The organism is Solidesulfovibrio aerotolerans, assembly GCF_009856865.1.
In the GTDB taxonomy this organism is placed as follows: Bacteria; Desulfobacterota; Desulfovibrionia; order Desulfovibrionales; family Desulfovibrionaceae; genus Solidesulfovibrio; species Solidesulfovibrio aerotolerans.
Window position 1 is genome coordinate 106941 of record NZ_WVUD01000003.1, and the last position, 25069, is coordinate 132009.

Below are 25069 nucleotides of genomic sequence, written 5' to 3' on the forward strand. Positions count from 1 at the left end.
CGTCAAGAGGTTGCCAAGCGCCGCCGGCTGGGACATAGCAACCGTGGGAGGACGCCATGGAACACCGCACGCCCAATCGGCTTATCAACGAGAAAAGCCCCTATCTCCAGCAACACGCCTATAACCCCGTGGACTGGCACCCCTGGGGCGAAGAGGCTTTTGCCCTGGCCCGGGCCGAGGACAAGCCGATCTTTTTGTCCATCGGCTATTCCACCTGCCATTGGTGCCATGTCATGGAACGGGAATCGTTTGAGGACGCGGACATTGCTGCCCTGTTGCGAGCCACGGTGGTGGCCGTCAAAGTGGACCGCGAGGAACGCCCTGACCTGGACACCCTCTATATGACCTTTTGCCAGGCGCTCACCGGCCGGGGCGGCTGGCCGCTGACTGTCTTTCTCACACCCGACGGCCAGCCTTTTTTCGCCGGCACCTATTTCCCCAAGGAATCGGGCTACGGCCGCACCGGTCTGCGCGAGTTGTTGCAACGGGTACTCATGGCCTGGAAAAGCAACCGGCAGGCTGTTATCGGCAACGCCTCCCAGGTGCTGGACGCCGTGCGCGACCAGATGGCCGCCGCCGATACCGGCGCGACCGTGGAGCCGGCCGAGGCCGAGCTGGAAGCGGGGCGCGCCCAGTTAACAGCTATCTTTGACGCCCAAAACGGCGGCTTCGGCGGCGCGCCCAAGTTCCCTTCGCCGCATAACCTGCTCTTTTTACTTCGGGAATACCGCCGCACCGGGGATTCGGCCTGCCTTTCCATGGTTCGGGCCAGCCTTAACGCCATGCGCCGGGGCGGAGTCTACGACCAGGTTGGGTTTGGCCTGCACCGCTATGCCACCGATGCCGTCTGGTTCCTGCCGCATTTTGAAAAGATGCTGTATGATCAGGCCCTGGCTGCCATGGCCTACACCGAAGCCTTTCTGGCCACTGGCGAGGCGGCGTACAAGCGCACGGCGCTGGAGATTTTTGACTATGTGCGCCGCGATCTGACCAGCCCGGACGGGCTTTTTTACAGCGCCGAGGACGCCGACAGCGAAGGGGTCGAGGGCAAGTTCTATGTCTGGACGGCCACAGAACTGCGCGCCTTGCTGGGAGCCGATGCGACGCTTTTCATGAACGTTTACGGCGCCAGCGAGGACGGCAATTTCCACGACGAAGCCACTGGCGAGGGCAGCGGCGGCAATATCCTGTCCCTGCCGGCCAGCCTGGAAGCAGCGGCGGCCACGGCCGGACTGGACGCGGCCGGGCTGGCCGAGCGCCTGGAACGCTGCCGGTTGATCCTGCTTGCCGCGCGGGAAAAGCGGGTGCGCCCCCTTTGCGACGACAAAGTGCTGACAGACATCAATGGGCTGATGATCGCCGCCCTGGCCAAGGCCGCCCGGGCCTTTGACGACGAGGAGCTGGCCAATCAGGCGCGCCGGGCCGCCGACGGCCTTTTGGCACACCTCGCGCTGCCAAACGGCCGGTTGCTGCATCGGCTGCGGCTGGGCGAGGCGGCCATCCCCGGCATGCTCGACGACTACGCCTTTCTGGCCTGGGGACTCATCGAACTCTACCAGACCGTCTTTGAGACAACCTATCTGGGGCAGGCGGTCGGTTTGACCAAGGCCCTGCTGGCGCATTTTGGCGACGGCGAGGCCGGGGGCTTTTTCCTCACGCCCGACGACGGCGAGACGCTGCTTTTGCGCCAAAAAATCTATTACGACGCGGCCATTCCGTCCGGCAACAGCGTGGCCTTTTTCGTGCTGACCACGCTGTTCCGCCTGACCGGGGATACGACATACAAAGAAAGCGCCGCCGCCCTGGCCCGGGCCATGGCCCCACGGCTGGCCGAGCATGCCTCGGGCCACGCCTTTTTCCTGTGCGGCCTGTCCCAACTGCTGGCCCGCGCCTCGGAAGTGACCATTGCCGGTGATCCGGCCAGCCCGGACACCCAGGCCCTGGCCCGGGCGATTTTTACCCAATATCTGCCGGAAGCGGCGGTGGTGCTGCGCCCGGCCACGGCCTCTGACGACGACGAGCCGGACATCGTGGCCTTGGCCCCCTTTACCCGCTACCAACTGCCGGCAGACGGCCATGCCGCTGCCCATGTCTGCCGGGGCGGCTCATGCCAACCGCCGACCACCGACGTAGCGAAGATGCTCAAATTATTAGGAGATTGAAGAAGAAAAGGCAGAAGATGAAGATGCCTCCGGCGGCCGGGGGCCTGAGGCCCCCGGACCCCCCCACTGGGAAAAGTTTTTATTCCGTCGCCTCATCCTCGGCATCAGGGTAGAGGGCTTCCATCTCGGCCCGGAAGGCGGCGAAACGGCCCTGGCGGATAGCCTCCCTGGCCCGCTCCATCATGACTGAGAAAAACGTCAGGTTGTGCAGGGTGTTCAGGCGATAGGACAGCAGTTCCTTGGCAATATAGAGGTGACGCAGATAGGCTTTGGAAAAGGTCTGGCAGGCGTAGCAGGGGCAGGTGGGGTCCAGCGGCGAGTCGTCTTCGCGGTATTCGGCCCGTTTGATGTTGACCTTACCCTGGAAGGTGAAAAGCGTGCCGTTTCGGGCATTTCGCGTGGGCAGCACGCAGTCGAACATGTCGATGCCGGCGGCCATGCCGGCCAGCAGATCCCGGGGCGCGCCCACGCCCATGAGGTAGCGGGGCCGTTCGGCTGGGAGCAGGGGGGCCGCGTCGTCCAGGATGTCGTACATTTCGCTGCGGCTCTCGCCCACGGACAACCCGCCCAGGGCATAGCCGTCAAAGCCGAGGCCGATGATTTCTTCGGCGCTTTTGGCCCGAAGATCCTTGAAAAATCCGCCCTGGACGATGCCAAAAAGAAGCTGCCCCCGGTCGCCGGCCGGGTGCGCCTCCCGGCAGCGTGCGGCCCAGCGGGTAGTCAGACCCAGGGATTTTTCGGTATAGGCCCGGTCTGCGCCATAGGGCACGCATTCGTCCAAAACCATCATGATGTCCGAGCCGAGATTGCGCTGGATGGAAATGACTTTTTCCGGCGAAAACAGGTGGCGCGAGCCGTCGATATGGGAAGCGAAGGTGACGCCTTCCTCGGCGATCTGGCGCAGCCCGGACAGGCTAAACACCTGGAAACCGCCGGAATCAGTGAGGATGGGGCCGTCCCAGGCCATAAATTTGTGCAGCCCGCCCAGACGGGCTATCAGTTCGTCGCCGGGACGCAGATAGAGATGGTAGGTGTTGCCAAGAATAATCTGGGCGTGAAGTGCCTGCAAATCGGTGGGGCACAGGCTTTTGACCGTGCCCAGGGTGCCGACCGGCATAAAGATTGGGGTTTCGATGTCGCCATGAGCGGTGGTCAGCCGAGCGGTGCGGGCGCGGCCGTCGGCTGGGCCGAGGATGAAAGTTCCTGGTGCGTTCATGGGCCGGCTTATAGAGAAAAACGGCCGGCGATTCAATCCCATTTTCTAAAGTGATGCTTTAACAAAAAGAGGCCGACCATGCCTGTTGCCGAAAATCTTGATGTCCTCAAACACCGGCTGGCCGTGGCCCGCGGCGACGCACCGGCTGATTTGCGCATCAAAAACGCTCGGTTGCTCAACGTGCTGTCTGGGGAAATTCATGACGCCGACGTGACCATAGCCGACGGCGTCTTTGTCGGGTTTGCCGGCGGCGAGGCCGTCGAAACCATCGACGCCGCCGGCCGCTATCTGTGCCCGGGGTTTATCGACGGGCATATTCATATTGAATCCACCTTGCTGTCGCCGCCGGTGTTCGCCCGGGCCGTGGCCCCGCATGGCACCTGCGCCGTGGTGTCCGATCCCCACGAGATCGCCAACGTGCTCGGGCTGCCCGGCATCGAATACATGCTGGCCTGCAGCCAGGATCTGCCGGTCACCTGCTATTTCATGATGCCGTCGTGCGTGCCGGCCACCGACATGGCCACGTCCGGGGCGCGTCTGGGGGCCATGGACGTGGCCGCCATGCTGGCCCGGCATCCCGACCGCATCCTGGGGCTGGCCGAAGTCATGAACTTCCCCGGCGTTGTGGCCGGCGACGATATGGTGCTGCGAAAGCTCATCGCCGCCCGGGGCCGGGTCATTGACGGGCACGCCCCGGGGCTGACCGGCCGGGCGCTGGACGCCTATGCCACGGCCGGACCGGGGTCGGACCACGAATGCACCGAACTTGACGAGGCGCGCGAAAAATTACGCCGGGGCCTGCACATTATGATCCGGCAGGGCAGCACCGAAAAAAATCTGGAAACGCTGATCTCGCTGGTGACCCCGGACAACGCGGCCCAGTTCTCCCTGGTCAGCGACGACCGTGACCCCACGGATTTGAGCCGGGAAGGGCACCTAAACGCCCTGGTGCGTCAGGCGGTTGCCCTGGGCGTGCCGCCGCTTCGGGCCGTGGCCATGGCCTCGATCAACCCGGCCCGCTATTTCGGCCTGAATCGCCGGGGGGCCATTGCTCCGGGCTATCGGGCCGACGCTGTACTCGTCGAGAATTTAACGTCTTTTTCCATAAGCCAGGTGGTGCTGGCCGGACGGCGGCTGGAGGAATGGGAATTTGCCGACCGGTCTTGTCTGACCCCGCCCCGGGCCATGCGGGTGGGAGGGGAACTGGCCGAGGCCCGTCTGGCTGTACCGGCCACATCGTCCCGGATGCGGGTTATCGGCATCGTTCCGGGCCAGATCGTTACCGAAGCGCTGGTTGTCGCCCCGACGGTACGCGATGGGCTGGCCGTGGCCGATCCGGGGCGCGATTTGGCCAAACTGGCCGTTATCGAACGCCACAAAGGCACCGGCAACCTGGGGCTGGGCTTCGTCCAGGGCCTTGGCCTCAAAGCCGGGGCCATTGCCGGCACCGTGGCCCATGACGCCCACAACATCATTGTGGCTGGCGTCAATGACGCGGACATGGCCTTGGCCGCCCGCACGCTCATGGTGTCTGGCGGCGGGTTTGCCGTGGTGCGTGACGGCCAGGTGTTGGCCCAGGTGCGGCTGGCCGTGGCCGGGCTTATGAGCGATGCGCCGCTGGAAGTCGTTCTTTCGGGCCTTCAGGCTTTGGACGGGGCTTATCGGGAAATCGCCGGCCTGTCGCCGCACGTGGAGGCGCATCCGTTTATGGCCATGTCGTTTCTGTCCCTGGAGGTCATCCCGAGCCTCAAGCTCACGGACAAGGGGCTGGTGGACGTTATGGCTTTTGCGCCTGTGCCGCTTTTCCTCTAAGCCGCACAGGAGCGATTGACTGGCAATGCTGCGGTTGCTGCCCCGGAGTGCGTGGGTTGAGTCTGCTGTGGCGAGATGCTGCTGATCCAGCGTCCATCCTGGCCGACAAGCCGGCCGCCAGACATGCAGCCGACAGGGGTCGTATCGGCATCAGGGCTGCGACGGCAATCAGTAAACAAAGTGTAATACGAATCGTATTCAAAAAGTAATCAGCCCCCGGCAAGCCGTCAGTGTGCGGCTTGCCGGGGGCTTCTTCGGCAGGGCGCGTGGACACCGACCCCCGCTTCAATGCCACCCTTGCCAATGTCCCATAATGTAAATTATGTTAACTTTGCTCAAGCAAGGGGAAATGAGGGCGGCAAATCCTGCCGCCGACAATCATCTGTCCAAAACGCCTTGCCCTGTCCAAGCCCAGGCCTTGCCGTGCTCCCGGCACCCGGCCCTGGCAAAGGAAACCCCTCATGCTCCGTCTTTTCAAATAACGGGCACAGCCAGCCGCAACGTCACGAACACCTGGATGACTTCTTTCGGCGTGAACTATCCATCCATAGTCAATTCGCAAGAAAAGCCTCGCAACCAATGGGTTCGCCTACGCCAACACTATCGGCGAAAAACGGGACCGCACCATTTGGGGCTTTCTGAAGGACGCCTATGCGGACTGTGGTCGCGCGCATCCCCTCGCATCTTCTTTGCCGCGCCGGCGCCCCAGGCGCATGGCACGCCCGAAACGAAACCAAACCGTGCTGGCGCACGGTTCGTCTTTCGCCAACGGCGCACCGCGCTGCCGCCAGCCGGACGCCGCCAACCGGGTGCCATGCGGGCCGGTGGCGGGCACTCCCGAACGGCACGCCCAAAACAAACGCTGTGCGCCAGATGGCGACGCCGTGTTTCCAGCGTCAAACGAAGTTTGCGGAGAAAGAGACTCATGGGTCGGATGTCGGTTGCAACACCGATGATCGAACCATGAGTCCAAAGTGTTGCGGCGACGATGACGCTATACGACTTATGAGCACGCCCAAATGTATGCCGGCGCTTCCAGACCGCAGCTCGTGCAGCGTTCACAAAGGAACATTTATATTTTTTTGTGAATAGATTAATAAATTTAGAGCTTTGCCACCAGGAAAACCATGACAGCAATGGCCGAAGGCGACACTAGGCGCGGCCGTCTTCGGGGCGGTCCGAGGCTTTGCCCTGGTCAACGGACTGGGTCCGACTGGCTTCCAGGCGCTTGACGAAGGTGTCGCGGCATTCGTAGCTGCAAAAGGCATAGACCTTGTTGCCATCGCGGGCGCGGATGTCGGCGTCGGCCGGAACATAGGTGCCGCAGACCGGGTCTTTGACCATCTCGCCTGTGGCGGCCATGTGTTTTTTGATCTCGACTTCTTTTTCTTTTTTGCGTCCCCGGTCGCCCATGAAAAGCTTATAGAGAATAAAAGCGGCTGCAATCAGAATAAGCCATTTGGTCATAGCACTCCTTCCCTGGCCCCGATGTAAGGCCGGTCACTCGGTTGCTCTTACAATTTTCCCGACTTCTTTGGAAGGCATTTTCGCCAACGCCTGGGCAACGCTTCCCCCCTGCCCGTCCGGGATGGGCACGTCTCCAGCGAGGTCGGCCAGAGGCAGGAGCACAAAGGCGCGCTGGCGCAGCCGTGGATGCGGAATGGTCAGCTCTGGCGTATCAAGACGGAGCGCGCCAAAAAGCAGGATATCCAGATCCAGGGTCCGGGGGCCGTACGGACGCTTGGGGTGGCGTATCCGGCCCTGGTCGGCTTCAATGGCCCAAAGGGCGGCCAGCAGGCGATGCGGCGTCCAGGTCGGGCCAAGGGTCAGGGCCACAACCTGATTGTGGTAGGCCGGCTGGTCGGGATCGCCCCACGGCTCGGTCTCATAGATCGGACTGGCTGCCGCCAACAAAGCGTCCGGGAGCGCGGCAAGGCGCTCCCGGGCCGCTTGCAGACAAGCTGATCGGTCTCCCAGGTTGGACCCCAGGCCGATATAGGCGATTACAGTTTGGCGATGCGTGACAGGGCCTCTTCCAGACGGGCCACCGGGACGGTCATGGCAATGCGGAAATAGCCTTCGCCGGGCGCGCCAAAGCCGTTGCCCGGGGTCAGGACCACGCCGGTTTCCTGGAGCACCTTGGTGACAAAGGCCGAAGACGTCTGGCCGGCCGGGGTCTTGCACCACAGGTAAAACGAGGCCTTGGGCGTGCGGCAGGCAATGCCCATCTTGGCCAGGGCGGCCACGGCCACGTCCCGGCGCTCTTTATAGATGCCCCGGAACTGTTCAGCATAAGGCTCGCCCTTGGCCAGGGCAACGATGCCGGCTTCCTGTACGGCCTGGAAGATGCCGGAATCGACGTTTTCCTTGATCTTGCCCAGGCCCTTGACCAACTGCTCGTTGCCAACGGCCATGCCGATGCGCCAGCCGGTCATGTTGTAGGTCTTGGACAGGGAATGAAATTCAATGGCCACCTCGCGAGCCCCTTCGATCTCCAGGATCGACATGGGGCGCTCGGCGGGATCGTAATACATCTCGGTGTAGGCGGCGTCGGAAACCACGATGGTCTTGGTTTCCCTGGCCTTGGCCACGAGCTTTTCATAAAAGGCGCGCGGGGCTACGGCCGAGGTGGGATTGTTGGGATAATTGACGAAAATCATCTTGGCCCGGGCCCATTCGGCGTCAGTGACGCTGTCGAGATCGGGCAGATAGTCGTTGGCGTCGGTGAGCGGCAGGATCTTGACCTCGCCACCGCAAAAGCCCGTGGCCACCGGATACACCGGGTAGTTGGGCGAGCAGACGATGACCAGATCACCGGGGTTGACAAAGGCCAGCGGGAAATGGGCAATGCCTTCCTTGGAACCAATAAGGCTCACCACTTCCTTGGCCGGGTCAAGGGTCACGCCAAAACGGGTCTTGTACCAGTCGGCCACGGCCGCCCGGAAGGCGAGCAAGCCCACATAGTCGGGATACTGGTGGTTTTCGGGCTTTTTCGCTCCGGCGCACAGGGCCTCGACGATAAAGTCCGGGGTGGGCAGATCGGGATCGCCGATGCCCAGGGATATGATGTCCACGCCCCTGGCCCTGACTTCGGCCTTGACGCGGTCGATCTCGGCAAACAAATACGGCGGCAGCGCGGCCACGCGGTCGGCCATGGGAAATTCGATCATGAACGGCTCCTTTGGGCGTGTGTCCCCGCCTTGCGGCGGCAGGCCGGATACAATAAGGAACGGCTAAAGCCCGTGTCAAGCCGCCAGAAGGCGGTCACAGCCGTTTACGACCGGGACAAATCATGGCAGGATGCTGTATCTGCCCATGATGACCCACGACATGTCCCCTGCCCCGCCCCGTCCAGCCCACCCCTGGATCGACCGCTATCTGGAGCATCTGATAGTGGCCAAGGGGCTTTCTGAGCATTCCATCGCCGCGTATTCAACCGATATCACAGCTTTTTTAATTTTTTTAAACGAGCACGCCGGCACGCTTGAAGCTGTCAGCGACGAGACAGTGCTCCTCTATCTCATGCACTTGCGCGCGCGTGGGCTGGCCAGCCGTTCCCTGGCCCGGCATCTTTCGGCCCTGCGCGGTTTTTTTGCCTTTGCCGCTGACGAGGCCTGGTTGCCCCAGTCGCCGGCCGCCCTGATCGAGAATCCCAAACTGCCGCGCCTGCTCCCCGACGTGCTCTCACGCGAGGAGGTCGTTCGCCTGCTTGACGCCCCGGACACGACCACGCCGCTGGGCTACCGCGACCGGACCATGCTGGAACTGCTCTACGCCGCCGGCCTTCGCGTCTCGGAACTGGTGGGCCTTAATCTGGCCGATTTCGACGCCCAGGCCGGCCTGCTGCGGGTCTTTGGCAAGGGCTCCAAGGAACGTGTCACACCCATCCACGCCTTGGCCATGGAATTTCTCGCCACCTATCTTTCCTCGGTGCGCGGCGCGTTTTCTCCCAAAGACCAGCATGTCTTTTTAAACCGTTCCGGCCGGGGACTGACGCGTCAGGCCGTGTGGAAGGGCATCAAACGCTACGCCCTGGCCGCCGACGTTTCCACCCGCATCTCGCCGCACAGCCTGCGCCATTCCTTTGCCACCCATCTGCTCGACGGCGGGGCCGATCTGCGCACCGTGCAGATGCTGCTCGGCCACGCCGACATCAGCGCCACGGAAATCTATACCCATGTCCAGGCCGGCCGCTTGCTGGCCGTCCACCGCGCCCACCACCCCCGGTCCCGCGACCAGGGCAAAGAGTAAAGTGATACTTGAGCTATGAGCATGCCACCCAAGCCTGATCTGATCCGCGCCGCAACCATCATCACCGGCCACGCCAATGCCGATTTCGACTGTCTGGCCGCCATCATCGCCGCCGGCAAGCTCTATCCCGGCGCAACACTTATCTTTCCGGGCAGCCAGGAAAAAAACATCCGGCACTTTTTCATCCAAAGTGCCACCTATATGTTTAATTTCAAGAGCTTTAAGGAAATCGACCCCGGGAGTGTCACGACCCTGGTCCTGGTCGATACCCGCCAGCGCTCCCGCGCGCCCCATATTGAAGCCGTTTTTAACACCCCAGGCCTGGTCATCCACTGCTACGACCACCATCCCGACACCGACGAGGATGTGGCCGCCGAAAAATCGGTGGTCAAAAATTGGGGCTCGACCACGGCGATTATCATGGACGAGATCATGGCCCGGGACATGACGCTCACCCCGGATGAGGCCACGATCCTCGGGCTTGGCATCTACGAAGACACGGGATCGTTTACTTTCGCCTCCACCACCGAGCACGATCTGGCGGCGGCGGCCTGGCTGCGGGGACGCGGCATGGACGTCGGAGTCATTGCGGATCTCATGACCCGCGAGCTGTCCTCGGAACAGATCACCATCATGAGCCAGCTTATCGAGACGGCCCAAACCCATGACATAAACGGCATCGAAGTGGTCATTGCCGAGGCCGCTTCCGACCAATACATCGGCGATTTCGCCCTGCTCGTGCACAAGTTTTTGGACATGGAAAACCTGCGCGTGCTCTTTGCCGTCGGGCTTATGAACGACCGGGTGCATCTGGTGGCCCGCTCGCGCACCCCTGACGTGGACGTGGGCAAAATCTGCGCCGCCCTAGGCGGCGGCGGCCATCCCTACGCCGCCTCGGCCTCGATCAAGGACATGACGCTCACGCAAGTGCGCGAGGAACTCTTCGGCCTGCTCTATTCCCAGATCAATCCGCAGGTCCACGCCCGGCAACTCATGAGCAAGCCGGCCGTGTCCATTGAGGATACCGCCACCATGCGCCGGGCCGAGGAGATCATGACCCGCTACGGCTTAAAGGCCCTGCCCGTGGTGGCCAAGGGCAGTAAGCGCTGTGTGGGGGTCATCGAACACGACATTATGGATAAGGCCATTAACCACGGTCTGGGCGACGTGCCGGTCGGCGACTACATGATCCGCGACCCGGCTGTGATCACCCCGGACACCGACCTCTACGCTGTCATGGAGATCATTCTCGGCCGCCGGCAACGGCTGGCCCCGGTGGTGGAGGACGGCCAGCTTACCGGCGTGGTCACCCGCACCGATCTGGTCAACACGCTTGTCAAGGAGCCGGCGCGCATTCCCGAGGCGCTTTTGCCCGAGCGCAAAAAGGAACGCAATATCGGCGGTGTGTTGCGCGAGCGGTTGCCAAAAAAGCTGCTGGCCATGCTGCAACAAGCCGGCAAGCTCGGCCAGGAGCTGGGCCAGGCCGTCTATGTCGTGGGCGGGTTTGTCCGGGATCTGCTGCTCAAACACCCCAACTTCGACGTGGATCTGGTGGTCGAGGGCGACGGCATCGCCTTTGCCGCCGAAATGGTGCGGGTCTTCGGCGGGCGCTTCAAATCTCATCCCAAGTTCAAAACCGCTGTCGTCATCCTGCCGGATGGCCAGCGGGTGGACGTGGCCACGGCCCGGCTGGAATACTACGAATACCCGGCGGCGCTGCCCACGGTGGAGCTTTCGTCCATTAAAATGGACCTCTACCGCCGGGATTTTACCGTCAACGCCCTGGCGGTCCATCTCTCGCCCGAGCGGTTTGGCGATCTGGTGGATTTTTTTGGTGCCCAGCGCGACATCAAGGACCGGGTGCTGCGGGTCCTGCACTCCTTAAGCTTTGTGGAAGACCCCACCCGCATCGTGCGCGCCATCCGCTTTAGCGAACGCTTCGGCTTTCGCATCGGCGGGCAAACCGACCGGTTGATCAAAAACGCCGTGCGCCACAGCTTTTTTCACAAGCTCTCCGGTGCCCGGGTCTTTCACGAGTTGCAGCTTATTTTCGAGGAAAAGACCCCGTTGTCCTGCCTGCGCCGCATGCAGGACTATAAGCTCCTGGCCGCCATCCATCCGCTCCTGGCCCTGACGCATTCCAAGGAAGCCGTGCTCCTGGAAGTGGAAAACGTCGTCAACTGGTACCGCCTGCTCTACATCGAGCCGCAGCCGCAAGTCTGGCTGCTTTACTTCCTGGCCCTGTGCACCGGCCTTGATGCCGAGCAGTTTTCCATTATCGCCCGACGGCTCAACTTCTCCAAGCGCGTGGCCGGGGACATGGCGGCCATGCGCCAGCAGATCCGCGACACGGCCCAAGGCATTTACAACTGGGAATACCACAAGGGGCCGCTGTCGGAGTTGTATTTCCTGCTGGAGCCGCTGCCCTTGGAAGGGGCGCTTTATCTTATGGCCCGCAATCCCCGCGAGCCGCTCCAGAAGTACGTGTCCATGCACCTGACCACGCTTCGCCACAAGCGGGTGGAGGTGACGGGCAATGATCTCAAAAAGCTCGGCGTCGAAGCCGGTCCCCGCTACGCCGACATCCTGCGCCGGGTGGTCGGGGCGGCCATCGACGGTCTGGCCGTATGCCGGTCCGAACAACTTGAACTGGCCCGCCGGCTGGCCAAGGGCGAACCGGTGGCCGCGCTCCTGACGCGCCCCCCGAGCGGCGAGCGCTGCCAACTCCCGGAAACCGACCCCTCGTCGCCAGCCTAAACCGGTACGCCGGTCGCGGTCGGGACGCCGACTGCTACCGGAACGCCCAACAAAAACATCAAGCAACACTTTATGTATTTTTGAAAATATGCATAATACAAGACGAGTAGCCGCCAGTATCCATCGTCTCGACATTTGCCGCGCTTGGGCCTAAATTGGGGTACTTCACTAATCAATGCCAAGTCCCAAGGATATTCCCATGCCCTGCCCCCGTTTTACCATCACCGGCCCCGACGATTTCGGGGCGCTTGCCTCCCTGCTGGCCACCCGCGAGGAAGCCGCCGGCGACGTCATCCCGAAAGTCGAGCACATCCTGGCCGATGTGGCCGCGCGCGGCGACGAAGCCTTGGTGGAAATGACCCGCGATTTCGACTGCAAGACCTTCGACGCCGCCTGCCTGCGCGTGCCCCCCGCCGATATCCTGGCCGGGCGCGACGCCGTGCCTGCCGCCGATCTGGCCATCATTGAAGAGGCTGCGGCCAACATCCGCTCCTTTCATGAACGGCAAAAAGAGCAATCCTGGTGGGTTCCCTCCCATGACGGCACCATGCTCGGCCAGATCGTCACTCCGGTGGACGCGGCCGGCTGCTATGTGCCGGGTGGACGCGGCGGCGAAACGCCGCTGATTTCCAGCCTGCTCATGAACGCCATTCCGGCCCGGGTGGCCGGCGTGCCGCGCATTGTGGTCGTCTCCCCGCCCCGGGCCGACGGCACGCTCAATCCCTATATCCTGGCTGCTGCCGCCGTGTGCGGCGTCACCGAGGTCTACCGGATCGGCAGCGCCTGGGGCATCGCCGCCCTGGCCTACGGCACGGCCTCCATCAAACCGGTGGACGTGGTGGTCGGGCCGGGCAACATCTATGTCACCACGGCCAAACGGCTGCTCATTGGCCGCATCGGCATCGACATGATCGCCGGCCCCAGCGAAATCGCCATTCTGGCCGATGCCACGGCCAATCCCGACTGGCTGGCTGCTGACATGCTGTCCCAGGCCGAGCACGACCCCATGGCGGCGGCCGTGTGCGTCAGCGACGACGCGGCCCTGCTTGACGCCGTGTGCGCGGCGCTGACCCGCCAACTGGCCGATCTGCCGCGAAACGAGATTGCCGCCTCAGCCCTGGGGCATTACGGAGCCCTGGCCCTGGTGCCGGATATGGGCGTTGGCATGCAGCTCATAAACGCCATAGCGCCCGAGCACTTCGAGCTGTGCGTGGCCGATCCCTGGGCCGTTGTCGGCCAGGTGCGCCATGCCGGGGCGGTCTTTATGGGGCACCACTGCCCGGAACCGGTGGGGGATTATTTCGCCGGTCCCAACCATGTGCTGCCGACCATGGGCACGGCCCGGTTTTCCTCGGCCTTGTCCGTCTCGACGTTTACCAAAAAAACCAGTCTCATTGCCGCTGCCCCGGGCTATGTGGCCGCCCATGGAGCCAAGATCGCCCGGCTGGCACGCCTTGAAAATCTCGAAGCCCACGCCCGCAGCGTGGAATGCCGCTTCAAAGCTTAAACGAGGATTGTTGCCATGCACGCCGTTATCGAAACCGACATCAAGGCCTATCCCCTGCTCTCGCGCGGCAAGGTCCGCGACATCTACGCCTTGTCCCCGGAAAGCCTGCTGCTCGTCACCACAGACCGTATTTCGGCCTACGACGTCATCATGCCCGATCCCATTCCGCTTAAGGGCGTGATCCTCAACCAGATCACTCTTTTTTGGATGGAGCAATTCAAAGATCTGATCCCCAATCATCTGCTCGCCGCCGACACGGCCGATTTTCCGGCACCGCTCGCCCCTTACGCCGCTGATCTGGCCGGCCGGGCCGTGGTGGCCAAGCGGGCCAAGCCGCTGCCCATCGAGTGCATCGTACGCGGTTTTATCACCGGGTCGGGCCTGAAAGACTATCAGGCCACAGGCACGGTCTGCGGCCACGCCCTGCCGGCCGGACTGGTGGAGTCGCAAATCCTGCCCGAACCCATCTTCACGCCGTCCACCAAGGCCGAGCTGGGAGCCCATGACGAGAACATCACCCGGGACGCGGCCCGGGAACTGCTCGGGACTGCCCTTTTCGACAAAGTCGAAGCAACGAGTCTGGCCATGTACGCCAAGGCCCGGGATTATGCCCGGGAGCGCGGCATCATCATCGCCGACACCAAATTTGAATTCGGCCTCCTTGACGGCGAACTGATCCTCATTGACGAAGTGCTCACCCCGGACTCGTCGCGCTTCTGGCCGGCCGAAGGCTATGTGGCCGGCAAGTCACAGCCGAGCTACGACAAGCAGTATCTGCGCGACTGGCTGACCGCTGTCGGTTTCAACAAGCAGCCGCCGGCCCCGCACCTACCCGAGGACGTTGTGGCCAAGACCCAGGAAAAGTACCTGACGGCCTACGCGGTGCTGACCGGAAAAAAATTGGCCTAGCCCGCATTTTTTGCTTGCCAAGATCAAGGGTCTTGGCTAGATAGCAGTGCTTCGCGGAGAGGTGTCCGAGCGGCCGAAGGAGTACGATTGGAAATCGTATGTACCTTAACGGGTACCGAGGGTTCAAATCCCTCCCTCTCCGCCACGAATTTTGGGGAAGTCGGATGGCGGTTTCGCCGCCAACCCCGTCAGGTCCGAAAGGAAGCAGCGGTAACGGTTGGAGCCGGGTGTCCGGCTTCCCTTGAAAGCGCGAGGCAACTCGCGCTTTTTTCTTTTTGTGCGCCCTGCCGGGCCCACGCACTTGGAGCGGCATTGCCCGCCAGACAGGAAGTGGGGTTCGAACTCGAAACGGGAAAAAAGCGTACGACAAGACGTTTGCATGGGCCTTCTTCAAATAAACCGAAGTTCTTTTCCATTGTCTCCAAGTTTGAAATTATTGCATTTGTTTTGTGAAAAAATTCGGTCACGAAACCTCGCTCCGGTGGCGAATTGCTAGGCTTTGGCGTATGAATAGCTCCTCGTAGGAAAATCCCAAACGGACTCCGGAGGGGAATTGTGCACAACGCAACACACTTTTTGCCCCCTATATCCGAACATCGTCTTCTCGTTTGGCTCATGACGCTCGGCATCTTGTTGTCCGCCCTCGTCCCAAGGCAGGCCTCGGCCCTACGCTTTGTCGCCATGGGCGATTCGCGCGGCTACACAACGGCTGCGCCCGTCAACAACACAGTTTTGGGCGCTGTGAACCAACAGGTGACGGCTTTAAATCCATCCCCAGAATTCCTGATCTTTTATGGGGACATGTCCTATCGGGCCAAAATCAACGGCCAATATACCTATTCGTCCTGGCTGAACTTCATGCGGGCCCAACCTACGGGCCTGCCAGCTTCGCTGCCGCTCTATCTGGCCATCGGAAACCATGAATTGCACGAGGCCGGCGGCACTTCGGTCGCGGCTGAGGAAGCCGTTCTCATGCGTTCCTGCCAAGTGGCCTATCAGGATTTCATAACCGCCAACCTTTCAGCCCAATTCATGCCGGGCATCACGAATTACAACGATGAATACAAGTACCTAGCCTATTCGTTTACGGCCGATAACGGAAATTCGTTGTTTGTCGTTCTGGACGGTTTTTACGTAGACCCAAGTCAATCCTCGATCCCCTACACGGCATCCGGCTCTTTGAACCAAGCGCAACTCACTTATCTTCAGACGACTCTTTCCGCCAGCACCGCCAAGACCAAATTCGTAATTGTGCACAATCCAGCCTTTGAGCCAACCGATCAAGCCTACCACGCCTGTTGGGCCCCAAGCATGTGTTCGTTCTGGCAGATTATAAACGACCAAAACGTAACTGCCGTCTTCAACGGGCACACCCACCTGTATTCACGGGTCATGATCGATTCAAACTTCAATGCCAGCAATCCAACCAACAATTTCACAAAATCGATACCGCAAATCGTTGCCGGCACCTGCGGCGCGCCCATTGCCGGTACAGCGGACGAACCGGCCATGCCGGACGGTCCACCGAACTGGAATGAACAAAAAAAGTTCAATTATGCTGTCGTGGATGTAGACAATTCAGGGTCAGTAGGAAAGATATCCGTCCATTCCTATTGCAGCAGCAACGGGTCCGATCCTTGGAGCCTTTGCGACACCTATACCAGCCATCCTCCTTCCCAGGCTGCCCATAACCCCCTGTTGCTGCTAAACGCCAATGGACAGTGACGATGAAGAAGTACGTCTAAGCTTTTGGCCTGGAACCTGAAGCCACAAGCCGCTTAGATTGGCGACTTGCATGTCCTGTTAGAGTACACTGCAGCGAGGCGTCAGGTAACACCGTTGCTGCGGTGGCCAAAGGGCTGAGCCCTTTGGCCACCGCAGGCCTCTTCCGTCTTCGCATCAGCCCGCCAAAGGCACGCCGAGTGCGGCCACGGCCCGGGCGTAGCCCTGGCGCAGGGCCTCCATGTAGACGGCGTCAATGGGCCCTTTCCAGGTGGTCACCTCGGAAAAGCGCTTGGGGATGCGCGTGGCCATGGGATCATAGCCGGTGGCGATTTTGAGCCGCCAACGGGCCCGCCGGGCATTTTCCGCCGCCGCGTCGAGATCGGCAGCCAGCTCGCCATGGCCGAGGCAGGCCAGGATATCGACCATGGTCTGGGGCTTGTAGACCTCGCGGGCAAACAGGCAGGCCACAAGGCACGTCAGGAGCACGCGCTCGCGTTCGTCGTCCACGAGGAATTTGACCACGGCATCGACGTCGTGTTCCTTGTGCTTCTGGTCGTAGGAATAGGCCCCGGTGTCGAGGTGGGAATGGCGAAAGGCCACGGTCTGGGAGGCGAAATAGGTTTCGCCGGTGGCGTAGCCGGCCATTTCCTGGCCCAGCACGCAGGCATAGTCGCCGCCGCCGTAGTGCGCGGCCGCGGCCATGGTCCCCTGCCCCAGCAGCGCATAGAAATCATTGGCCTTGTGCCCGATGAGCCACATGGCCCGCTTAAAGGCCGCAGCGTCGCCAAAGGTCAGCTTCACCTCGGTTTCCTTTTCCGAAATAAGCCCTTTTTGGGTCGCTTCCACGGCCCAGGCCAGAGCCACGCCGGCGGAGATGATATCCAGCCCCTGGCGGTCGGCCATGTCATTTATGGCCAGCACCTCGACCGGATCGACCACGCCGAGCATGGGGCCGGCGGCAAAGTTCGGCTCATGGTCATAGGCCACCTGATGGATGGCAAACCGGTGGGAGGTGGAAAACATCTCGCGCACCATGCCGACGTGGATGCAGCCCACCGGACAACCGGCGCAGGCCGCGTTGTGCATGAGAAGCTTGTCGGCAAAGGCCTCGCCGGAGATCTTGTCGGCGTCAGGATCGGAGGTGGCGGCCAGATTGCGCCAAGGCAGGGATTTGAGTTCGTTTAAGGGCAGCACGTTGGCCGGCGTGCCCAGGTTGTGGTATTTTTCCATCATCCCCGAGGAGGTGACCTTTTCGTGGATGTCCTTAAACAGTTTGGCATAGCCCTTGTCTTCGGGCAGCGGCAAATCGCCGTCGCCCATCAAAACGATGGCTTTGACGTTTTTGGCCCCCATGACGGCCCCGGCTCCGAGTCGGCCGAAATGGCGGTAGGTATCGACGTTGATACAGGCGTAGCTTGAACCGTTTTCACCGGCCGGGCCGATGCGCATGATGCTGCGATGCCCGGACGCGCCGGCAGCGATTTTACGCAGCAGCTTGCCGGTGGTAAAAACATCGGCCCCGGCCAGATAGTGGACGTCGATCAGTTCGATGCGCCGCGAACCCACCACCAACGTGGACAAAGACGCCGCTTTGCCGGTGACGACCAGGGCATCGTAGCCGGCAAAGCGCAAGGCCAGGGCCGAGCGGCCGCCGGCATGGGACTCGGCGTAGTTGGCATTGTAGGGGGATTTGAAACCGCACACGGTCTTGCTCATGAGCGGAAAATAGCCGGTGGCCGGTCCGATGGCGAAAATGAGCGGCTGGCCGGGATCAAAGGGGGCTGCCCCGGGCAGGCCGTATTTTTCATAGAGCAGCGCCGCCAAGCCCGAGCCGCCGATAAATTGCCGCCGGCCGGGAAGCATGACCAGCTCGCCGCGTTTGCGGCTGAGATCATAGACCAAAACGCGAAAAAGATCGTTATCGCTCGACATGGCAACTCTCCAGGCAGGGGGCAGCATCGGGCTTGTCGGCCTCGACCAGCTCCAGGCAATCGTGGGGGCAATAGGCGACACACTGGCCGCAGTGGATGCACACGCTGGGATTATTGGCGGCGTCCAGGGCGATGGCCTCCACCGGACAGGCGGCAGCGCACTTCCCGCATTGGATACACAGCGTTTTTTTGAGCAGCACGCCACCGCCGGCTTTGCGCTGGACCATGGCCCCGGTGGGGCAGGCCGCAGCGCAGGGGGCGGGATCGCACGCCAGGCACAGGATTGCCTGAAAGCCGCTGGAGACGCCGCCAGTGGAGCGGATACGGATGCCGGCCGTGTTCCAGGACATGGACTTGTAAACCAGCCGGGCGCAGGCCAGGGAGCACGAATGGCAACCGATGCAGCGCTCCATGCGCAGGGCGCGATGGATCTTCATGAACAAACTCCGGGCGGCCAGGCCGCCAAAAAAGACATAATGGTTTCAGGGGTGTTTCGATTGACACAATGGCAAAAGCGGCGAGCGAGGTCAACACGGGAATATGACGATCAGGGTCACCCCAAAAAATGGCAAAGGTCTTCTTGACCGGGCCGACGATTGCGCTTATTAACCGTCTTCCCGATGGGGGCGTAGCTCAACTGGGAGAGCGCTGCGTTCGCAACGCAGAGGTCGTGGGTTCGAGTCCCATCGCCTCCACCAACGGATTTCAGGGGCTTACCGGCACACGCCGGTAGGCCCCCATTTTTTTTGGATACGAGATTTTGGATACATACGAGTACCTTGCCCGGCCGCAAGCGACAACTCACCAGCTGCAACTACCATTTAAATAACTCACTGTGCGTTCCAGTGCGCACAAGGATCAACCGGCCGGGCTCAAGGCGAAGTGTTGCTGCTTGGCAATCCATACCAGAAATTACCGAATGCGATTCTAGACCAAGCCGCCGTTGGCCCGGATGACCGCGCCGTTGATCCAGCCGCCTTGCGGGCCGACCAGGAATGCCGTCACCCGGGCAATGTCCTCCGGCGTGCCCAGCCGGCCCATGGGCGCGGCCTGGGCGATCTTTTCCACCATCTCCGGAGTCTTGCCGATCAAAAACAGCTCGGTGCCAACCGGCCCGGGGGCAATGGCCGTAACGGTTATGTCGCGCCCGCGCAGTTCCTTGGCAAAAATGGCAGTCATGGTTTCGATGGCCGCCTTGGTGGCCGCGTAGACGGCATAGCCCGGCGGGGCCAGCCCCACCACGCTGGAGGAAAAATTGACGATGCGCCCGCCTTGGCGCAGCTTTGTGGCCGCCAGCCGCAGCATGTTAAAGCTGCCGCGCAGATTGATCGACACCAGCCGGTCAAACAGGGCATCGTCGGTGTCGGCCAGGGGAACCAACCCCTGCTGCATCACCCCGGCATTGTTGACCAGCACGTCCACGCCGCCAAACACGGCCTCGGCCGCTGCAAAGAGTTCGGCTGCGTCACCGGAATCGGCCACATCCGCCCTGATGGCGACTCCATGGCCGCCGGCGGCCACAATGTCTCGGACCACGGCCTGGGCTTTGGCCTCGCCGTTCACGTAATTAACGACCACGGCCAGCCCGTCGGCCGCCAGCCGCTTGGCGATGGCCGCACCGATTCCCCGGGATGCGCCTGTCACGATAGCAACGCGTTTGTGATCCATACTGCTCTCCTGCTTGTATCCGGCCCGACAGCCAACAGCAGACCGGCCCGGGACGCAGTCGCTCCATGCGACAACGCAAGCCGGCCCCATCTGTCCTGTTGCCTGCATCCTAACACCGGCCGGGAAGCGGCGACAAGTCCGGGGGTGACAAATGGGAAGGCATGACCGCGCCTGCGGCCGGCAGGAGCTTTTCCAGATACACCGTGCACCCTGGGCATTGCCGAAACCGGGTAATTGAGGCAAAAGATAGAGGAACCACGTTTTGCCACGGAGGTTTCCTTGGCCCCATCCGCCCGTACCCTGCTCGCCCAGATGGCCCCGGATTTTCCGGCCCGCCACGTCGGGGATCTTTATACCGACACCACCGAATTCATGCGCATCAGCCACGGCGACGTCATTGTGCTGGCGGATCGCCATTTTCTGGTGCTGCGCGACGAAGCCGAACGCCGCTTCGGCATGGAAGACCCCAAATTCTGGGTCAAACGCTGCCGCTGCCTGGAAACCGGCGGCCGCAACATTTTAAAGCTCGTTTTTCACGAATCATTCCCCATGACCATCGGCACCATGACGGTCACCTGCACCCGAAGCCCGCGCAAGGAAACCCGCATCCTCGATCTGGTCCACGGTGACGACCGGTTCATGCAGGGCGAAACCATCTACGACACAGCGGACAACCCGGTGCGTATCCTGGACATTGTCCCCGGCAAGCGCCTTGATGAGAAGATCGAGGCCCTGGAGATGCCCCACCGCGACTACTTTCACGACCACTTCCCGGAGGTGCTGGAACGCTTTATCGAAGCCTGCCAGGCCATCCAGTGGCTCCACGACCGGGGCGAAAAACACGGCGACATCCGGCGCGACCACCTCTACGTGCTGCGCGAGACTGGCCGCTACTGCTGGATCGATTTTGACTACACTTTTGATTTCCAGGAAAGCCCGTTTGGCCTCGACCTCTTTGGACTGGGCAACATCATCCAGTTCCTGGTCGGCATGGGCCAACACACCACCCAGGCGTTAACGCCGTCCCAACGGGTCATCATCGACGCCAACGACTGTTCCATCATGTTCCCCAACCGCGTCGTCAATCTCAAAAAGCTCTTTCCCTACATCCCGGAGTCTCTCAACAACATTCTCTTGCGGTTTTCCCTGGCCGCAGAAGTCTATTACGACACGACAGCGGAATTGATCGACGATCTGTCACGCGCCCGCGACGCCCTGTCCCAGCCAACCCTTTGAAGCCGGAGCAGCCATGCACACCGCTAAAATTCTCATCGCCTACGACGGCTCGGACAACGCCCGCCGCGCCGTGTCCTACACCGCCGCCATGGTCGGTTCCGGCGGCAATCGTCTGGTGGACGTGGCCGCCATCGAACGCCCGGCAGACCGCGACCTGTTTGCCGACGACGCGGCCTGGAAAGCGGAATGCGCCCGACGCATCGAGGCCATGCGGACCTCCCTTAACGAGGCCCGGGCCATGCTGGTGGCCGCCGGCGTGCCCGAGGCCGCTGTGACGACGCGCTTTGTGGAGAGTTGCCGGTCGCCCTTACGCGAGGCCCAGGAATGCAGCATCGGCACGAGCATCGCACTGGAAATTTTGCGACTGGCCGAGGAAGGCGGCTACGACACGGTGGTGGTGGGACGGCGGGGCGTGTCCAAACAGGAAGAATTTCTCTTCGGCAGCGTCTCAACCAAAATCATCCACGCCGCCAAGGGGCTGGCCGTATGGGTGGTGGCGTAAATTGGGGAGCAGGACGGAAGACGGAAGAATGCCTCCGGCGGCCGGGAGGGGGTAGCCCCCTCCCGGACCCTCCCTGCCTGGGGTGCGCGTTATTCTTCAGGCCTTGCCTGAAGAATAACGCGCACCCCAAACAATGATGCTTCGAGGCAGGAAGCAACGCGGACAGCCGCCCCAAACCCCCTAAAAGACTTCTCCAATCAAGGGGGTCCGGGGGGGATTATCCCCCCCGGCCGCCGGAGGCTCTTCCTCCCTCACGCCTCAAGCCGTCAAGCGGCAGGCCAACACCAGGGCGGCGGCCAGGCTGCTGGTGGCGGCCTTACCCGTGCCTACCAGTTCAAAGCCCGTGCCGTGGCCGACTGAGGTGCGCACAAAGGGCAGCCCCAGGGTCACGTTGACGGTGTCCTTAAAATGCAACAGCTTGAGCGGCGGCAGGCCCTGGTCGTGGTACATGGCCAGGATGGCGGAAAATTCGCCCTGGGCGGCCCGGTAAAAAAGCGTATCCGCCGGCAGCGGCCCAACAGCCGACACGCCCGCAGCCACAGCTGCCGCAACGGCCGGGCGCACCACGTCTTCGTCTTCGCGCCCGAGCAGGCCCCCCTCCCCGGCATGGGGATTAAGCCCGCACACGGCAATGGGTTTGTCCGACACGCCCAGGCGGCGCACATGGTCCCAGGTAAGCGTCAGGCAGCGGGCCACCCGGTCGTAGGTGACAAGCGAGGGCACCTTGGCCAGGGGCGGATGGGTGGTGACGAGGCTGACCCGCAGCACCGGGCCGCACAGGTGCATGCACACGCCTTTTCGCCCCACTCCCGAGCGCTCGGCCAGAAATTCGGTGTGCCCTGGAAAGAGGAATCCGGCGTCATTGAGCGCCGCCTTGGACAGCGGTCCGGTGACCAGTCCCCAATTCGGATGGGCGGCCAGCAGGGTCATGACATATTCCAGCGTCTCCCCGGCGGCCAGTCCACCGGCGGGAGTTTGCCTGCCAGGGGTGACGGGCAGCCCGGCCAGTCGCGGCGGCTCCAGCAAATAGACGCCGGGCGCGGCATCGGCCAAGGTCTCGCCGGTCTCCAGCCGGGTCCAGAACGGGGCCAGCCCCAGATGCTCGCCGTGCCAGAGCAGGGCCGACTCCGGGCCGACCAGGGCAATGGGGCGGTCGCAGGGCGCGGACTGTGGATCGCCCAGGAGCCGGCAAGCCAGTTCCGGGCCAAGGCCGTTGGCGTCGCCGAGGGTGAGCAGGACGGGGACGGGTCTGGCAGAGCCGGCAGCAGTAGCGGATGCGGTCATAACACTCCATCTGTCTACGGTTGGATTTCGTCTCTCCAGGTGGGCCACCGCCTCGCCCCGGCGCAACACTCAGAAATAATTGACTACACCCGCCCCCGCCAAGGGGGTCCGGGGGGGATTATCCCCCCCGGTGGAGGAGGGTCTGGGAGGAGGCAACGCCTCCTCCCAGCTCTTTCTTTTACTCTGGCGTAAAGGCCACGGCGGCCAGGGGGGGGAGTGTCAGGGACAGGTAGTGCGGCCAGTTACCGTAGGCAGCGGACTGGGCCATGACGCCGCCGCCGTTGCCGGCGTTGGTTCCGCCGAACAGGGCGGAATCGGTGTTGACGATTTCGCGCCAGTAGCCGGGAATGCGGCAGCCGACGGCGTAGCTTTCGCGAACGATGGGGGTGAAATTAAAGGCCCACAGGACCGGCGCGCCGGTTGGGGACTTGCGCAAAAAGGTAATGACCGAGGCGGCGTAATCCGACAGGTCCACCCATTCAAAGCCGGTCCAATCGTTGTCTTTGGCGTGCATGGAGGGATGGTCCTTGTGCACGCGATTAAGCGCCCGAACCAATTCGGACACCCCCCGGTGGCTGGGGAAGTCCATGAGTACCCAGTCAAGCGGTTCCCGGGAGTTCCATTCCTTCCACTGGCCGAATTCACAGCCCATAAAGAGGAGCTTCTTGCCGGGGTGCGCCCACATGTAGGCCAGAAACAGGCGCAGGTTGGCCATCTGCTGCCATTGATCCCCGGGCATCTTGCTGATCAGCGCCCCTTTGCCGTGGGTGACCTCGTCGTGGGACAGGGGCAGGATGAAATTTTCGTGGAAAGCGTAGAGCATGGAAAAGGTGAGCTGGTTTTGGTGAAAGCCCCGGTAGATGGGATCTTTGCTGAAATAGTCCAGGGTATCGTTCATCCAGCCCATGTTCCATTTGAAGGTGAACCCAAGCCCCCCGGTGTAGACGGGTCGTGAGACGCCGGCCCAGGAGGTGGATTCTTCGGCGATCATGCACGCGCCGGGGAAATGGTCGTGGACGACGGTGTTGAGTTCACGCATGAGCTCAATGGCGGCGATGTTTTCCTTGCCGCCGTACTGGTTGGGAATCCACTGGCCCTCCTCCCGGGAATAATCCAGGTAGATCATGCTGGCCACAGCGTCAATGCGAAGCCCGTCTATGTGAAATTCCTTAAACCAGTACAGAGCGTTGGCCAGCAGGAAGTTTTTCACCTCGTGGCGGTCGTAGTTAAAGACATAGGTGCCCCAATCGGGGTGTTCGCCCTGGCGCGGGTCTTCGTGCTCGAACAGTCCGGTGCCGTCGAAACGGCCCAGCCCCCAGGTATCCTTGGGGAAGTGGGCCGGAACCCAGTCGAGGATGACGCCGATGCCGTTTTGGTGGCACACATCGATCAGATAGCGCAGCTCTTCGGGCGTGCCAAAGCGCGAGGTGGGGGCGAAATAGTGGCCGGTCTGGTAGCCCCAGGACTCGTCCAGGGGATGCTCGGCCAGGGGCATGAATTCGATGTGGGTGAAACCCAGGTCGCGCACATAGGGGACCAACGTTTCGGCCAGATCGCGGTAGGAATAAAACGAACCGTATTCTGCGCTTTTCCAGCGCCAGGAGCCGGGATGCACTTCGTAGAAGGAGACGGCTTCATTGAGTGGCAGGCCTTTCTCCCGCCGCTCGGCCATCCAGGCTGCGTCGTTCCAGGCGTAGCTGTCCAGGTCCCAGGCCCGGGCGGCGATGCCGGGGCGCATTTCCGTACACAGGGCAAAGGGATCGGCTTTTTCAACGATCCCGCCGTGTTTTTGTTCCACGGCGAATTTGTACAGCCAGCCCTTTTCAAAACCCGGGATAAACCCGGCCCAGATGCCCGAGGCGGCCACGGGATGGAGGCTTTGGCGGCCCGGAGTCCAGTCGTTTTGGTCGGTTACCACCGATACGCTGCGGGCGTTGGGAGCCCAGACGGCGAACCGGTAGCCCGAACCTTCGGGTCCGTCGTGGGGATGCGCCCCGAGCACCCGGTACAGATCCCAGTGTTTTCCCTGGCCAAAAAGAAAGATATCGAGTTCGCCGAGAGCAACGGGCAGACAGGGCAGCTTGTTTTTACCGGCTTGGCGCATCAAGG

Annotated in this window: 18 protein-coding genes, 2 tRNA genes and 1 other RNA gene; 12 read left to right on the forward strand and 9 right to left on the reverse strand. The window is 62.1% G+C overall.

Features of this window, described 5'->3' with window-relative positions:
- The first annotated feature begins 56 nt into the window (after positions 1–56).
- Positions 57–2162, forward strand: a complete 2106-nt coding sequence (locus GTA51_RS03250) for a thioredoxin domain-containing protein (RefSeq protein ID WP_160958640.1) — start codon at positions 57–59, stop codon at positions 2160–2162.
- Positions 2163–2241: 79 nt separating this feature from the next.
- Here the strand turns inward: GTA51_RS03250 and tgt are convergent, their stop codons facing one another.
- A complete protein-coding gene (gene tgt, locus GTA51_RS03255; RefSeq protein ID WP_160958642.1) occupies positions 2242–3378 on the reverse strand; it encodes a tRNA guanosine(34) transglycosylase Tgt in 1137 nt (378 codons plus the stop codon).
- Between the two features lie 78 nt (positions 3379–3456).
- Between tgt and ade the strand changes: the two genes are divergently transcribed.
- Complete coding sequence (gene ade, locus GTA51_RS03260; RefSeq protein WP_160958643.1) at positions 3457–5190, forward strand: adenine deaminase; 1734 nt, start codon at positions 3457–3459, stop codon at positions 5188–5190.
- A 1152-nt stretch (positions 5191–6342) separates the two neighbouring features.
- Here ade and GTA51_RS03265 read toward each other — a convergent pair.
- Genes GTA51_RS03265 through GTA51_RS03275 form a run of 3 tightly spaced genes read right to left on the reverse strand, consistent with a single transcriptional unit; the run spans position 6343 to position 8360 of the window.
- Positions 6343–6657, reverse strand: coding sequence for a transcriptional regulator (locus GTA51_RS03265; protein WP_160958645.1), 315 nt, complete (start codon positions 6655–6657; stop codon positions 6343–6345).
- A 33-nt stretch (positions 6658–6690) separates the two neighbouring features.
- Entirely contained in the window at positions 6691–7194 is a 504-nt protein-coding gene (gene folK / locus GTA51_RS03270) for a 2-amino-4-hydroxy-6-hydroxymethyldihydropteridine diphosphokinase (protein ID WP_343039451.1), read from the reverse strand.
- Entirely contained in the window at positions 7194–8360 is a 1167-nt protein-coding gene (locus tag GTA51_RS03275; RefSeq protein WP_160958646.1) for a pyridoxal phosphate-dependent aminotransferase, read from the reverse strand. The genes folK and GTA51_RS03275 overlap by 1 nt, the downstream gene beginning before the upstream one ends.
- A 145-nt stretch (positions 8361–8505) precedes the next feature.
- Here GTA51_RS03275 and xerD point away from each other — a divergent pair, with 145 nt between their 5' ends.
- From xerD to GTA51_RS03310, 7 genes are all read left to right on the forward strand, one after another.
- Positions 8506–9441, forward strand: coding sequence for a site-specific tyrosine recombinase XerD (gene xerD / locus GTA51_RS03280; RefSeq protein WP_160958648.1), 936 nt, complete (start codon positions 8506–8508; stop codon positions 9439–9441).
- A 15-nt stretch (positions 9442–9456) separates the two neighbouring features.
- Positions 9457–12198, forward strand: coding sequence for a CBS domain-containing protein (locus GTA51_RS03285; protein WP_160958649.1), 2742 nt, complete (start codon positions 9457–9459; stop codon positions 12196–12198).
- Positions 12199–12397: 199 nt separating this feature from the next.
- On the forward strand, positions 12398–13705 hold the full coding sequence (hisD, locus tag GTA51_RS03290) for a histidinol dehydrogenase (RefSeq protein ID WP_160958651.1): 1308 nt from the start codon (positions 12398–12400) through the stop codon (positions 13703–13705).
- A 15-nt stretch (positions 13706–13720) separates the two neighbouring features.
- Positions 13721–14614 carry a phosphoribosylaminoimidazolesuccinocarboxamide synthase gene (locus GTA51_RS03295; RefSeq protein WP_160958652.1) on the forward strand — a complete coding sequence of 298 codons (894 nt, stop codon included), beginning with the start codon at positions 13721–13723 and terminating at the stop codon, positions 14612–14614.
- A gap of 55 nt (positions 14615–14669) precedes the next feature.
- Positions 14670–14759, forward strand: a tRNA-Ser gene (locus GTA51_RS03300).
- Between the two features lie 6 nt (positions 14760–14765).
- An RNA gene (gene ffs, locus GTA51_RS03305) (signal recognition particle sRNA small type) lies at positions 14766–14861 on the forward strand.
- 308 nt (positions 14862–15169) lie between these two features.
- A complete protein-coding gene (locus GTA51_RS03310) occupies positions 15170–16339 on the forward strand; it encodes a metallophosphoesterase (protein ID WP_160958654.1) in 1170 nt (389 codons plus the stop codon).
- Positions 16340–16513: 174 nt separating this feature from the next.
- Here the strand turns inward: GTA51_RS03310 and GTA51_RS03315 are convergent, their stop codons facing one another.
- Positions 16514–18271 (reverse strand): aldehyde ferredoxin oxidoreductase N-terminal domain-containing protein, encoded by a 1758-nt coding sequence (locus tag GTA51_RS03315; RefSeq protein WP_160958656.1) that lies wholly within the window; start codon positions 18269–18271, stop codon positions 16514–16516.
- Positions 18258–18707, reverse strand: a complete 450-nt coding sequence (locus GTA51_RS03320) for a 4Fe-4S binding protein (RefSeq protein WP_160958657.1) — start codon at positions 18705–18707, stop codon at positions 18258–18260. The genes GTA51_RS03315 and GTA51_RS03320 overlap by 14 nt, the downstream gene beginning before the upstream one ends.
- 185 nt (positions 18708–18892) lie before the next feature.
- Here GTA51_RS03320 and GTA51_RS03325 point away from each other — a divergent pair.
- Positions 18893–18968 (forward strand) — tRNA-Ala (locus GTA51_RS03325).
- Between the two features lie 229 nt (positions 18969–19197).
- On the opposite strand, the gene GTA51_RS03330 is transcribed toward GTA51_RS03325, so the two are convergent.
- Positions 19198–19938: an SDR family oxidoreductase gene (locus GTA51_RS03330; RefSeq protein ID WP_160958659.1), complete on the reverse strand. Its 741-nt coding sequence runs from the start codon at positions 19936–19938 to the stop codon at positions 19198–19200.
- A gap of 279 nt (positions 19939–20217) precedes the next feature.
- Here GTA51_RS03330 and GTA51_RS03335 point away from each other — a divergent pair, with 279 nt between their 5' ends.
- Together GTA51_RS03335 and GTA51_RS03340 are read left to right on the forward strand one after the other, a co-directional pair.
- The gene (locus GTA51_RS03335) at positions 20218–21174 is read left to right on the forward strand and encodes a serine/threonine protein kinase (RefSeq protein ID WP_160958661.1); all 957 of its coding nucleotides are present in this window, start codon (positions 20218–20220) and stop codon (positions 21172–21174) included.
- 13 nt (positions 21175–21187) lie between these two features.
- Positions 21188–21676 carry a universal stress protein gene (locus tag GTA51_RS03340; RefSeq protein WP_160958662.1) on the forward strand — a complete coding sequence of 163 codons (489 nt, stop codon included), beginning with the start codon at positions 21188–21190 and terminating at the stop codon, positions 21674–21676.
- Between the two features lie 258 nt (positions 21677–21934).
- Here the strand turns inward: GTA51_RS03340 and pdxA are convergent, their stop codons facing one another.
- The gene (pdxA, locus tag GTA51_RS03345; protein WP_160958664.1) at positions 21935–22960 is read right to left on the reverse strand and encodes a 4-hydroxythreonine-4-phosphate dehydrogenase PdxA; all 1026 of its coding nucleotides are present in this window, start codon (positions 22958–22960) and stop codon (positions 21935–21937) included.
- 178 nt (positions 22961–23138) lie between these two features.
- Positions 23139–25064: a 1,4-alpha-glucan branching protein GlgB gene (glgB, locus tag GTA51_RS03350; protein ID WP_160958666.1), complete on the reverse strand. Its 1926-nt coding sequence runs from the start codon at positions 25062–25064 to the stop codon at positions 23139–23141.
- Between the last annotated feature and the right edge of the window lie 5 nt (positions 25065–25069).

Excerpts from the sequence above, each read along its gene's own strand:
- GTA51_RS03250 (WP_160958640.1), top strand. The coding sequence starts at position 57 with ATGGAACACCGCACGCCCAATCGGCTTATCAACGAGAAAAGCCCCTAT.
- tgt (WP_160958642.1), bottom strand. The coding sequence starts at position 3,378 with ATGAACGCACCAGGAACTTTCATCCTCGGCCCAGCCGACGGCCGCGCC.
- ade (WP_160958643.1), top strand. The coding sequence starts at position 3,457 with ATGCCTGTTGCCGAAAATCTTGATGTCCTCAAACACCGGCTGGCCGTG.
- GTA51_RS03265 (WP_160958645.1), bottom strand. The coding sequence starts at position 6,657 with ATGACCAAATGGCTTATTCTGATTGCAGCCGCTTTTATTCTCTATAAG.
- GTA51_RS03275 (WP_160958646.1), bottom strand. The coding sequence starts at position 8,360 with ATGATCGAATTTCCCATGGCCGACCGCGTGGCCGCGCTGCCGCCGTAT.
- xerD (WP_160958648.1), top strand. The coding sequence starts at position 8,506 with ATGATGACCCACGACATGTCCCCTGCCCCGCCCCGTCCAGCCCACCCC.
- GTA51_RS03285 (WP_160958649.1), top strand. The coding sequence starts at position 9,457 with ATGAGCATGCCACCCAAGCCTGATCTGATCCGCGCCGCAACCATCATC.
- hisD (WP_160958651.1), top strand. The coding sequence starts at position 12,398 with ATGCCCTGCCCCCGTTTTACCATCACCGGCCCCGACGATTTCGGGGCG.
- GTA51_RS03295 (WP_160958652.1), top strand. The coding sequence starts at position 13,721 with ATGCACGCCGTTATCGAAACCGACATCAAGGCCTATCCCCTGCTCTCG.
- GTA51_RS03315 (WP_160958656.1), bottom strand. The coding sequence starts at position 18,271 with ATGTCGAGCGATAACGATCTTTTTCGCGTTTTGGTCTATGATCTCAGC.
- GTA51_RS03320 (WP_160958657.1), bottom strand. The coding sequence starts at position 18,707 with ATGAAGATCCATCGCGCCCTGCGCATGGAGCGCTGCATCGGTTGCCAT.
- GTA51_RS03330 (WP_160958659.1), bottom strand. The coding sequence starts at position 19,938 with ATGGATCACAAACGCGTTGCTATCGTGACAGGCGCATCCCGGGGAATC.
- GTA51_RS03340 (WP_160958662.1), top strand. The coding sequence starts at position 21,188 with ATGCACACCGCTAAAATTCTCATCGCCTACGACGGCTCGGACAACGCC.
- pdxA (WP_160958664.1), bottom strand. The coding sequence starts at position 22,960 with ATGACCGCATCCGCTACTGCTGCCGGCTCTGCCAGACCCGTCCCCGTC.
- glgB (WP_160958666.1), bottom strand. The coding sequence starts at position 25,064 with ATGCGCCAAGCCGGTAAAAACAAGCTGCCCTGTCTGCCCGTTGCTCTC.